Below are 11,305 nucleotides of genomic sequence, written 5' to 3'. Positions count from 1 at the left end.
CGACAATGAATATTTGCTAACCTGCTTTAACGCAAAATGAGAAAAAACGTGAGAATATGTTTTCTGGTGTATTTCTTCACGTTTTTCGGGTTGCCATATAGGTTGGCTATATTTCAGTCTCTAACAACTGAAAAACGGTAGAATAATTCCATAGGCTGATTTATAATGTTTTTATGTTTTGTTTGCTTATTGAATAAAATAATCAACTTTTAATTGAATATGCTGCAAAGATAGCCATAATATTCGGATTGTTACTTGCAGGTATTGTATTTTTTTGATAAAACAAGGCGAATATTTTGCTAAATCCGACCATTTACCCGTTTTGAAAACTTGTAAATATTGTCTAGAGCGAATAAAAAGGAGAAGTCTGAAAGGGAGTAAAGAGGAAAAAAAGAGGAAATTACTCTTTGGTAATTTCCCCTGCCAAATCCGAATTCATCCGGCGACGGATTTCCGCCTGGCTAAGTCCGTGCCCGAGCAGGAACATGAGTTTGGTAACAGCGCATTCGGGCGTACTGTCGTAGCCGCTGATAACGCCGGCTTCGAGCAGATGCAGTCCGGTTTCGTAGCGTCCCATCTCAACACCGCCGCTTTGGCATTGGGTAATGTTGACAATGACGATGCCTCGTTCTGTTGCGTCCTTCAGTTGCCGGATGAACCAGTCCTTTTGCGGTGCATTGCCGGAACCGAATGTCTTGAGAACCACTGCTTTCAATCCCGGAACGTGAAGTACAGAATCGATGATGCTTTCTTGAATACCCGGAAACAAGGTGAGGACTACGACATTGGTGTCGAAAAGATAATGCGGCTTCATCGGTCGTGCAGGGTCGGGGCGACGGATGATGTGTTCGTTGTAACGGATATGGATTCCTGCTTTTGCCAGAGCGGGGTAATTGAAAGAGCGGAAAGCGTTGAAATTTTCGGCATTGATTTTGGTAGTCCGGTTGCCGCGCATCAGTTCATTTTCAAAGAAGATGCACACTTCGGGGACAAGGGCTGTGCCGTCCGGACGTTTGGCGGCAGCTATTTCGATGGAAGTAATCAGATTTTCTTTTCCGTCCGTGCGCAATGTCCCGATGGGTAGCTGCGAACCGGTAAGGATAACCGGCTTTGCAAGGTTTTCGAGCATGAAGCTGAGTGCCGATGCCGTATATGCCATAGTGTCGGTTCCGTGCAGGATGACAAAGCCGTCGAAGTTTTCGTAGTTGTCATTTATAATCGCGACAATTTTGGCCCATAGGGAAGGTTCCATGTCAGAGGAGTCGATAGGCGGATCGAACTGATAGGACGAGATGTGATAGTTGAAGCGCTTCAATTCGGGAACATGCTTGAGCAGGTGGGCGAAATTGAAATTTTCCAGTGCACCTGTTTCCGGATTTTCTATCATTCCGATAGTTCCGCCCGTGTAAATCAAGAGAACGGAAGGATAATCTGCTTTCATAAATATCTCTTTTTTCTTTTTTTCGGGCACAAAGATAATGTAAACCGATAACAGAATAAAATGAACTTGTCCATTTTTTATGCTGAAATGTAGCTTATCTTTGTATTATTCACAGAGATACGTAAAAAAAATGGAATTTAAGTTGTCTTACTGTCCTACCGCTTTACCGCTTTTACCCAAATCTTCTTTCAGATGTGAGATGGCTTTTTGTGCGTTTCCTTTGTATTCGTCGAGCAGGGTAACGAAGCGGCTTCCGATAATGGCTCCGGACGCATGGGAGCAGGTTGTATCGAACGTCTGCCGGTTACTGATGCCGAAACCTACCATGCGTGGATTGCGCAGGTTCATATCTTGAATCTTCTTGAAATAGACTTGTTTCCGGGTGTCGAAATCTTTCTGCGCGCCGGTGGTGGCTGCTGATGATACCATATAGATGAATCCGTCGGTATGGGCATCTATTTCGCGGATGCGTTTTTCGCTGGTTTCGGGGGTGATGAGCATGATGACCCGTATGTCGTATTTCTGTGCGACGGCCTTATAATTTTCTTCGTATTCCCTGAAAGGCAGGTCGGGGATGATTACGCCATCGATGCCGCATTCCGTACATTTCCGGCAGAAAGCCTCAAAGCCGAACTGCATAATCGGGTTGAGATAGCCCATTAATATCAGCGGGATACGGACATCCCGGCGGATGTCCTGCAACTGCTCAAAGAGGATGCGGAGAGACATTCCGTTGCGCAGGGCGCGGGTGGCGGCATCTTGAATGACGATGCCGTCTGCCATCGGGTCGCTGAAGGGGATACCGATTTCTATCATGTTCACTCCGTTCTTTTCGAGTATACGGATTACATCGGCTGTACCGTCGAGTGTGGGGTGGCCGGCACAAAAATAGATAGACAGCAGGTCTTGGGGATTGTCTTGGAAGAGTTGGTTGATACGATTCATAATGAGTTTGTTATTACAGATTTATTATTGAAGGTTACGTTGTCTGCTGGTCCGCGGTTGTGTCGTCAGCCGGCAGTTTCACCGGTTCTTATTGCCTGGAGGAATTTTCCGATGCGTTCCACATCTTTTTGTCCCGGAGCCGTTTCAAAGCGGCTGTTGATGTCGATACCGGCTAATTTGGGGTGATGAAACTCCCTGATTGCTTTAATGCTGTAAGGGTTGATTCCGCCGCTGAGCAGAAAAGGCGTCATTCCGCTGTAACGGTGTAGCAGGTTCCAGTCGAACTGGTTACCGGAGCCGCCATACAGTGATGTCTTGGCATCAAAGAGGTAATAATCACATAATCCTTTGTAAGCGGAAACGGTTGCCAGGTCTTTTGACTGTGAAATGGAAAATGCCTTGATAAGGTGCAGACCGCTGCCGCGTAAGGAACGGCAATATCCGGGCGATTCGCTGCCATGAAGCTGGATGTAGTCCAGCGCAAAACGGTCGGCATACATCAGGATAGTTTCCTTACTTTCATTGACGAAGACTCCCACGCGCTTTGCACGAACCGGAAGATATGCCGGTATCTCGCACAGGCAACGGGGAGACTTGGGATAGAAGATAAAGCCTATCATATCTACATCCAGTTGTTCTACATTGCGGATGTTTTCCGCTTCGGTCATGCCACATACTTTGATGATAAGAGGAGCCATTTTTTTAATGATTTATGTAATTAATACTTCATTTTCAGGAACGGAGTGGAGAAATGAAATCTTTTAATGCATCTCCCGGCCGGCGGGTTTTCATAAAGGTTTCTCCGATGAGGAAGCCGCGGAAACCTGCAGCGCGCAGCCGGCAAATGGTTTCGGGATGTGAAATTCCGCTTTCCGAAACAAGTAGCGGCAGGCTTTGGCTGTCGGAAGAATCCTGAGCTGTGGCCGGTATCTGCCGGAGTTTTTCGGCTATATGGAAAGAGTTTTTCACATCGGTGACGAATGTGCCGAGATTACGGTTGTTGACGCCTACCATGTCCACATCCGCGTTTACATAAGCGAGTTCGGAGAAAGTGTGGATTTCGAGTAGCACTTCCAATCCCAGGGCATGTGCCCGGGCGGTAAGGGTGGCACATTCTTCTTGTGTCAGGCAAGCGGCGATAAGCAATACTGCATCAGCCCCTATGTTACGTGCTTGGAGCAGTTGGTATTCATCGATGATGAAATCCTTTCGCAAGATAGGAATGCCGACCAGTGGGCGTGCCATGCGTATATCTTGCAGCGAACCGCCAAAGAATTTTTCGTCCGTAAGGATAGAGACTGCGGAAGCACCGGCTGTTTCGTATGCAGTGGGTATTTCTTCGGCACGGGCAGCCTCATGTATCCATCCTTTCGAAGGAGAACGGCGTTTGAATTCGGCAATGATTCCCGTGGGTGAGGAAGCAAGTGCCTGTTTCATGCTGCGGACAGGTATGGTTACAGAAGTTCCGGCAGTAGCATTTTTCTGCATCATGGCGGCAACCTCTTCCTGTAGCCTTTCGAGGGAGACGGCTCGCTTTTGCAGTTCTATTTCAATTCGTTTATGAGCGATGATTTCCGATAAAATATCTTTCATGGCTGTTTTAGTGAAGAGTTACGGGATATGCGGCTATAGATACCTTTTCGCACTTCATCCCTTACTGGTTAATTTCTATAAACTTTTTCAATGTTTTCAGTGCCCGTCCGCTTTCCAGCGATTCGCGGGCTATGGCAATACACTCTTCAATCTCCTTTTCCGATTCCATGACCTGAATGGCGAAGGCGGCATTGACAATGACACATTGAGTCTGGGCGGCTTCTGCGCGGTTGTTCAGGATATTGTCGAAGATACGTGCCGCATCTTCCTTGCAGGCTCCGCCGGAAAGTTCTTCGGGACGTACTGCGCTGAAACCGAGAGCTTGTGGCCGATAGATGCGTTCATAATGACGTGTCATCACTTTGAATTCATCGGTCAGTGAGATTTCATCGTAATTGTCCAGACTATTGACTACGGCAAAGTCGATGCCGAGTCTGTAGAAAACGTTCGTATAGAGACGCATTTGCGCGAGGTCGGCTACGCCTAATAGCTGATAGGCGGGCTGACACGGGTTTACCAGCGGTCCCAGCAAGTTGAACAGTGTGCGTACTCCCAAGGCTTTGCGGACAGGACCTACGAATTTCATGGCTGGATTGAACAGTTGGGCGTGCAGGTAGGCTATGTTACACTCTTCCATGCTTCGCTTCAATATGTCGGGATTGTTGGTGAAGCGCACGCCATGCTGTTCTATTACGTTGCTTGCTCCACTGACGGAAGTAGCACCGTAGTTGCCATGTTTGGCTACTTTATAACCTGCTCCTGCCACAACAAAACTGGCGCAGGTGGAGATGTTGAAGGTGTTCTTCCCGTCACCGCCTGTACCTACGATATCAATGGGGCGGTAAGGCGCAAAGTCTATCGGGAGGCGTGTCTCCATAAGTGCTTCGCGAAAGCCTGCCAGCTCGTCTACTGTGATGCTGCGCATCTGAAAGACTGTGAGCAGTGCGGCTATCTGTGCTTCGGAATACATCTCCCGGCTGATATTGAGCAGGATTTGTTTGCTTTCTTCTGCAGTGAGTTCTTCATGATTGAAGAGCCGGGTTAATATTGTTTTCATCTGATTAAGTTTGTGGTTTAAAAATAGGTTATTCTTCCAGCCAGTTCTTCATAATCTGCTTCCCGTCCGGGGTAAGTACGGATTCCGGATGAAACTGGATGCCTCGGACATCATATTCCCGATGTTTCAGTGCCATAATCTGCCCTTCGGGACTGACAGCTGTAACGGCAAGCGTTTCGGGCAGTTTTTCAGTATCTACTACCCAGGAGTGATAGCGTCCTACGGCTATTTCTGCGGGTAATCCCCGGAAAATGTAATCCGGTTCTGTCAGCCGTATCATGGTCTGTACACCATGAAACACTGTGCTGAGGTTGACTAATTTCCCACCGAATGCCTGTCCGATGGCTTGTTCTCCCAGGCATACGCCCAGTATTGGTTTCTTGCCTGCGTAGGTGCGTATTACATCCAGCAGTAATCCTGCTTCTTCGGGTACACCGGGACCGGGTGAAAGGATGATTTTATCGTATTGTTCCAATTCTTCTATGCTGAATTGGTCATTGCGCAGTACATCTACCGCTACGCCGAGTTCTTTCACCAAGTGCGCAAGGTTATAGGTGAAGGAGTCATAATTGTCTATGATTACTACCATTGTTATTAACTGTTTGATTAATTTACTTTTGATACTCTTGTTGATTTATACAATTGGCCGATTTTCTGTTTTACAGGGAATTCTCCGCCATGGCAATTGCCTTCTTCAATGCTCCCAGTTTGTTGTTCACCTCTTGCAGCTCGTATTCGGCATTACTTTTGGCTACGATGCCGCCGCCTGCCTGAAACCATAACATCCCGTTGCGGCTGACGAATGTACGGATGGTGATAGCCTGGTTCAGGCTGCCGTTCAAGCCGATGAATCCGATACAGCCGCCGTATGCGCCACGGTTATGCGGCTCCAGTTCGCTGATAAGCTGCATGGCGCGAACTTTCGGTGCGCCGCTCAAGGTTCCGGCCGGGAAGGTATCGATAAATGTCCTGATAGAGTCTGTATCACTGTTCAGCGTACCGCTGACACGGCTCACGAGGTGAATGACGTGACTGTAATATTGCATCTCTTTGTAAAAGTCCACTTTTACGTCATGGCAGTTGCGGCTGAGGTCGTTGCGGGCAAGGTCTACCAGCATCACATGCTCTGCATTTTCTTTGGGGTCGTCGTGCAGGTACCGGGCATTTGCAGCATCCTGTTCCGGATTTCCGGTACGCTTGGCAGTGCCGGCGATGGGATCTATATAGGCATGGCGGCCTTCAATGCGGCAGTGCGTTTCGGGAGAAGAGCCGAAGATACGGAAACCGCCGAAATCAAAGTAAAACAGATATGGAGATGGGTTGATGCTGCGCAAAGCACGGTAAAGCTTGAAGTCGTCGCCTACGAAACGTTGTTCGAAACGGCGGGAGAGGACTATTTGGAAAACATCTCCCCGCATGCAGTGGGCTATTCCTCGGCGGATATTGGCTTTGTGTTCCTCATCGGTCAGTGAAGAAGTGGTTTCGCCAACAGCACGGAAGTCATAGGCTGTGTAGTTGCGGTTGTGAATGGCTTTCTGCACCTTGTCCAGTTCGCTCTTCTCATCGGGAGCAAGCATCTCCAGTAACAGCATTTCATTTTTGAAGTCATTAAAGACGATAAGATACTTATATAATATGTATAGTATATCCGGTGCATCGTTGGTGGCTTCGCGACTGTCTTTTACGGCGATGTTCTCAAAATAGCGTACAGCATTGAAAGATGTGTAACCGTACAGACCGCAATAGTCGCTGTATTCTCCTTCCACGTGAAAGCGGTTGAGGAAATCGCGTAACGCATTTTCCGCATGGTATTCTTCTGTAACGGGATGTTCCTCACGTGTGCCGTCGGGCAGACAGAACACGGCAACAGCGTGGTCTATACTGACGCTTGCTACCGGACAAAGTCCGATGAATGAGCGGTTGTTTTCACTGCCATGATAGTCGGAACTCTCCATGAGTGCACTTTGAGGAAAAATGTCGCGCACCTTCAGATACGTGCTTACGGGTGTATGTAAGTCGCCGAGCATCGTGCGGCTCACTGTCTGATAATCATACTTCATATTTTGTATTTTATTCTTTATACATCAAATACGTTTCTACATCCTTATCCCCCCGTCCCGAAACGGTCAGTACCACCACATCATCGGTTTTGAAGTTCAGCTTCTTCAATGCACCGAGGGCGTGGGCGCTTTCCAATGCGGGGATGATGCCTTCGAGCTTAGTCAGTTCGTAGGCGGCGCGGATGGCCTCGTCGTCATTTACGGAGAGAACGATGGCGCGCTTTTGTGCGGCAAGGTTGGCATGCATGGGGCCGATGCCCGGATAATCCAGTCCGGCGGAGATGGAGTAAGGCTCTTCAATCTGCCCATCCTCGTTTTGGATAACGTAGGTGCGTGCTCCATGGATAATGCCCAATTTGCCTAAGGCAATGGTAGCGGCAGTCATTCCTGTTTCTATCCCTTTGCCTCCGGCTTCGGCAAGGACAATCTGTACCTGGCGGTCGTCCACATAGTGGTAAATGGTTCCGGCAGCATTGCTTCCACCGCCTATGCAGGCTATGAGATAGTCCGGAGACTCGCGTCCTTCTTTTTCCATGAGCTGTTTTTTGATTTCCTCACTGATAACCGATTGCAGGCGTGCCACCATATCGGGGTAGGGGTGCGGACCTACGGTGGAGCCGATGACGTAGTAGGTGTCGGCGGGGTGGCAGCACCAGTCGCGTATGGCTTCGTTGGTGGCATCCTTTAAGGTCATGTTTCCGCTGGTCACGGGTACTACGGTTGCACCCAGCATCTTCATCTTCTCTACGTTGACGTGCTGGCGTTCCACATCGGTCTTGCCCATATATACAATGCACTCCATATTCATCAATGCACATACGGTGGCTGTGGCAACGCCGTGCTGTCCGGCACCTGTTTCGGCTATGATGCGGCGTTTGCCCATACGGCGTGCCAGCAGAATCTGCCCGATGGTATTGTTGATTTTGTGTGCGCCGGTATGATTCAGGTCTTCCCGTTTCAGGTAAATCCGGCAACCGTACTTTTCCGACAGACGCTGTGCCTGGTAGAGCGGTGAGGGACGTCCTACGTAGTCGCGCAGCAACCGGTCGTATTCCTGCTTGAAATCTTTACTTTGCAGGACTGCGAGATAGGTTTTCTGCAATTCCTCTACACACCTGTGGAGTATTTCGGGAACGTATGCTCCGCCGAATTCTCCGTAATAACCTTCTTTGTCAACTAAGAAACTAACCATATATTGTTTTATTATTTAATTGTTGGCTGCCAGTTACCGGTTGCGAACTGTTAGCTATATACATCGTTTAAATAAAAGAGCCCCGTCGCTTGGTGCGACAGGGCTCTTTTTATATCTATATTGTACATATATACATACGAGCACTGCTCCCTTACGACTGCCGGAGTTGTAACGGATGCCACCACCAATATGTATTTACGAACATTGTTTTCATTATCTTTTTTATTTTTGACCGAGGCAAATATAAGCACATTGTTTTAATAATCAAAGCAAATCTTTCTTTTTTTTCTTATGAGAACTTTTTTCTTAAAGTTTTGTTGTTTATGGCGGATACTATTATTTACTATAAAAAAGAAAGGAACGGACTATGAAACGGAAACATCTGATTACTATAGGTGTGATTATTGCCATTGTTTTATTATTGTATTGGCTTTTTATAGCCGAAGACTTGAATGCCTGGCTCAATGTAAATTGATTTTTCAGTATTATCATGCGAGGTTGTTCGGATAAATAATGTATCTTCGCAAAAAATCAAAGACTCATGAAAGGATTAAGTTATTCGTTTTTGCGCGCTGTGTGTGCGCTGGTAATCGGTTTGGTGCTGGTGATGTTTCCCAATCAGGCCGGTGATTATTTTGTGATAACGATTGGCGTCATTTTCCTTGTGCCTTCGCTTATTAGTATTATAGGATATTATGCTCAAAATGCAGAAGTGCGCCGCCGATTTCCTATCGAGGGGATAGGAAGCCTGTTATTTGGACTATGGCTGGTTATTATGCCGGGCTTTTTTGCCGATTTGCTGACGTTCGTGCTGGGCTTTATCCTCGTGATGGGTGGTGTGCAGCAGATAGCCTCGCTGTCGGCTGCCCGCAGATGGACGCCTGTGCCGGGCGGATTCTACGTCGTTCCGGTGGCTATATTGCTGGCTGGGTTGGTTGCGCTGTTCAATCCTACGGGCGTGCGTTCCACGGCGTTTATCATTATCGGAATCACCAGTTTGGTCTACGCGGTTTCGGAATTGATAAACTGGTTCAAATTTACCCGTCTTCGTCCTAAAGCACCTGTTGCCGGCAGCAAGAGTGATGATGACATCGAAGATGCAAAAATAATAGAATGATGTATATGTTTTAGACAATATACTCTCTATTACATAAAACGCAGCAAAGCATCTATTCTCTGATGAAAGATGCTTTGTTGCGTTTTGTATGACAATACTATGTAGCTTGTCACTCTGGAGTGTTTTTAGAAATATTCTGTAAGTATTCCTCTATTTCTTGAGCTGTAACATCTTTCAACAATACAGTTTTGTTTTTATTCAATAGATATAAAGTCGGGATAGCTTTTAAGTCGTAAAGGCTTTTTAGTTCGATTGCTTGTTCTTTGTCGTAGGCATTAATCCATTCTGAAGGAAAATCGGAGAGGTGTCTCCGCCATTCTTCTAAATCAATATCGGGGTAAATGGAAAGGACTTTCATCTGGTTCTGTATGATAGCTTGGCAGATGGAAGGGCTTTGTTTCAATGTTTCTATCGTTTCGCTGCAGGCATGACAGCCGGGATTATTGATGAATAATAGGGTATAGGGAGCCTTTATGCTATACAAATTGCCTTGTTTGCCATTGGCAAGCGTATAGACAAAGTCCAATGCTTTAGTTCCTTTTCTATTTTTTTGTGCCAGTTCCCGCCGGGCTTTGGGACGTATTTTTTCTGTATTATCCATAACAGGAGATTGCAACATGGCATCTAAAACAGATATGTATAGTTCTTCATTACGCATCGGTGAGTTGGGATCGTACAGGTACTTGTCTGCAAGAGAAGTCAGATATGTATAGCACTTTTTCTCTTTTTCAGCTTGTGTAAATAAAGTTTTTAAAGCAATATCCCTTGTTTGAGCAGGTACCAGTTGTAATATATCAATAAAATTCACCCAAGCCTGCTCCGTCACTTCGGGGTGATGTATGTAGTTGGTATCGGCAAAGTTTACATGCTCCCAATAGTGACGTGCCAGATAGTCGGCGCGTAATTCGGGAGTGTTCAACATTGTGGGCACTTCGGGGTATACGAAAGTTGTAATAGTATCTGTTACAGTGTCTTCCGTCTGTTTATTATTTGCTTGCCCATTACTACATGCACTGTTTGAACTTAATAGGAAAATAAATAATGTGTAAGCTGGCAACAATTCTATGATCTTTTTGTATTTCATATAATCTAAAATAGATGTAAAATTAGGTACTGTTTCATTTTTTTTACTCGAAAAGAAAAAGGCCATTTTTCTCTATCCAATAAATTATTCTTAGAATTTGAGTTTCAAGTAATAACGTATTACGTAAAATTAAAAGAAATATGGTGCAAGTTATCAAGAAAATCTTGCACTTGCAAGAAAGAAAACCAAATTCTGATTTGAAAATTAAGTCTTTTGTTAGTTATTCACTTTTCCTATGCTTACTGCACATTGTCAGTTTCTACTTTTCTGTTCTGTCCCGTTAGCCTTTTTCTTGTGTCTGACACCCGGGTGTCGAACGTGCCGAGACCCGGATGTCGAACATGCCGAGACCCGGGTGTTGAACATGTCAAGACCCGGGTGTCATACAATGCCCTTCCGTATCTCCGTATTTTCTTTCAGCTTTCCGCTGTTTTCTTTCGCGCGCATGCGCATATATTATAATGTGTCCCTTTTGTCTGGCTTTTCATCCTCCTTAAAAAAAATATGTTCTTCAACACATTTGTCAATCAGCGTTTTATAAAAAATGTTTAAGGAAAACGCGAAAAAATCCCCTTATATATTTGGCTTGTATGTTATAAAGTCCTACTTTTGCCCCCGCTTTCGAGAACGGGAGCAGCGATGTATTGACATTCTGACAGGAACGGCGTAGGAACTCTTACATATTTCTTCTGCTTGGGACTTGTTTCTTTCTGAAATTCCCTTTTGAAAAAGCAGAATGAAAAAAAACTTCCGGAAATATTTGGAAGATATGAAATAAAGTTCTTACCTTTGCACCCGCTTTCAAAAAGTAAGCAG

Annotated in this window: 10 protein-coding genes; 1 reads left to right on the top strand and 9 read right to left on the bottom strand. The window is 46.0% G+C overall.

Annotated features, from left to right (window positions below):
• Positions 1-400 precede the first annotated feature (400 nt).
• The 8 genes from AB5903_RS20780 to trpB all read right to left on the bottom strand — a co-directional run bounded on the left by AB5903_RS20780 (position 401) and on the right by trpB (position 8,288).
• A complete protein-coding gene (locus AB5903_RS20780) occupies positions 401-1,441 on the bottom strand; it encodes an asparaginase (protein WP_016662765.1) in 1,041 nt (346 codons plus the stop codon).
• Between the two features lie 147 nt (positions 1,442-1,588).
• Entirely contained in the window at positions 1,589-2,386 is a 798-nt protein-coding gene (gene trpA / locus AB5903_RS20775) for a tryptophan synthase subunit alpha (protein WP_368118215.1), read from the bottom strand.
• A gap of 65 nt (positions 2,387-2,451) precedes the next feature.
• Positions 2,452-3,084, bottom strand: coding sequence for a phosphoribosylanthranilate isomerase (locus tag AB5903_RS20770; RefSeq protein WP_186909111.1), 633 nt, complete (start codon positions 3,082-3,084; stop codon positions 2,452-2,454).
• A gap of 34 nt (positions 3,085-3,118) precedes the next feature.
• Complete coding sequence (gene trpC / locus AB5903_RS20765) at positions 3,119-3,979, bottom strand: indole-3-glycerol phosphate synthase TrpC (protein WP_368118213.1); 861 nt, start codon at positions 3,977-3,979, stop codon at positions 3,119-3,121.
• A gap of 61 nt (positions 3,980-4,040) precedes the next feature.
• Positions 4,041-5,036: an anthranilate phosphoribosyltransferase gene (trpD, locus tag AB5903_RS20760; RefSeq protein WP_368118212.1), complete on the bottom strand. Its 996-nt coding sequence runs from the start codon at positions 5,034-5,036 to the stop codon at positions 4,041-4,043.
• A 28-nt stretch (positions 5,037-5,064) separates the two neighbouring features.
• On the bottom strand, positions 5,065-5,625 hold the full coding sequence (locus AB5903_RS20755; protein WP_368118211.1) for an aminodeoxychorismate/anthranilate synthase component II: 561 nt from the start codon (positions 5,623-5,625) through the stop codon (positions 5,065-5,067).
• Between the two features lie 70 nt (positions 5,626-5,695).
• Entirely contained in the window at positions 5,696-7,096 is a 1,401-nt protein-coding gene (locus AB5903_RS20750) for an anthranilate synthase component I family protein (RefSeq protein WP_368118210.1), read from the bottom strand.
• Between the two features lie 10 nt (positions 7,097-7,106).
• Positions 7,107-8,288: a tryptophan synthase subunit beta gene (gene trpB / locus AB5903_RS20745; RefSeq protein ID WP_368118209.1), complete on the bottom strand. Its 1,182-nt coding sequence runs from the start codon at positions 8,286-8,288 to the stop codon at positions 7,107-7,109.
• A gap of 541 nt (positions 8,289-8,829) precedes the next feature.
• Between trpB and AB5903_RS20740 the strand changes: the two genes are divergently transcribed.
• Positions 8,830-9,405 carry an HdeD family acid-resistance protein gene (locus tag AB5903_RS20740; RefSeq protein WP_117984210.1) on the top strand — a complete coding sequence of 192 codons (576 nt, stop codon included), beginning with the start codon at positions 8,830-8,832 and terminating at the stop codon, positions 9,403-9,405.
• Positions 9,406-9,514: 109 nt separating this feature from the next.
• On the opposite strand, the gene AB5903_RS20735 is transcribed toward AB5903_RS20740, so the two are convergent.
• On the bottom strand, positions 9,515-10,489 hold the full coding sequence (locus AB5903_RS20735) for a DUF5106 domain-containing protein (protein ID WP_368118217.1): 975 nt from the start codon (positions 10,487-10,489) through the stop codon (positions 9,515-9,517).
• Positions 10,490-11,305: the final 816 nt, after the last annotated feature.

Origin of the sequence: Bacteroides sp. 2201st1_D9_2201SCRN_220225 (assembly GCF_040928965.1) — a bacterium.
In the GTDB taxonomy this organism is placed as follows: Bacteria; Bacteroidota; Bacteroidia; order Bacteroidales; family Bacteroidaceae; genus Bacteroides; species Bacteroides stercoris.
This window is presented reverse-complemented; position numbering and strand designations above follow the sequence as displayed.

Excerpts from the sequence above, each read along its gene's own strand:
- AB5903_RS20740 (WP_117984210.1), top strand. The coding sequence starts at position 8,830 with ATGAAAGGATTAAGTTATTCGTTTTTGCGCGCTGTGTGTGCGCTGGTA.
- AB5903_RS20755 (WP_368118211.1), bottom strand. The coding sequence starts at position 5,625 with ATGGTAGTAATCATAGACAATTATGACTCCTTCACCTATAACCTTGCG.
- AB5903_RS20750 (WP_368118210.1), bottom strand. The coding sequence starts at position 7,096 with ATGAAGTATGATTATCAGACAGTGAGCCGCACGATGCTCGGCGACTTA.
- AB5903_RS20780 (WP_016662765.1), bottom strand. The coding sequence starts at position 1,441 with ATGAAAGCAGATTATCCTTCCGTTCTCTTGATTTACACGGGCGGAACT.
- trpB (WP_368118209.1), bottom strand. The coding sequence starts at position 8,288 with ATGGTTAGTTTCTTAGTTGACAAAGAAGGTTATTACGGAGAATTCGGC.
- trpD (WP_368118212.1), bottom strand. The coding sequence starts at position 5,036 with ATGAAAACAATATTAACCCGGCTCTTCAATCATGAAGAACTCACTGCA.
- trpC (WP_368118213.1), bottom strand. The coding sequence starts at position 3,979 with ATGAAAGATATTTTATCGGAAATCATCGCTCATAAACGAATTGAAATA.
- trpA (WP_368118215.1), bottom strand. The coding sequence starts at position 2,386 with ATGAATCGTATCAACCAACTCTTCCAAGACAATCCCCAAGACCTGCTG.
- AB5903_RS20770 (WP_186909111.1), bottom strand. The coding sequence starts at position 3,084 with ATGGCTCCTCTTATCATCAAAGTATGTGGCATGACCGAAGCGGAAAAC.
- AB5903_RS20735 (WP_368118217.1), bottom strand. The coding sequence starts at position 10,489 with ATGAAATACAAAAAGATCATAGAATTGTTGCCAGCTTACACATTATTT.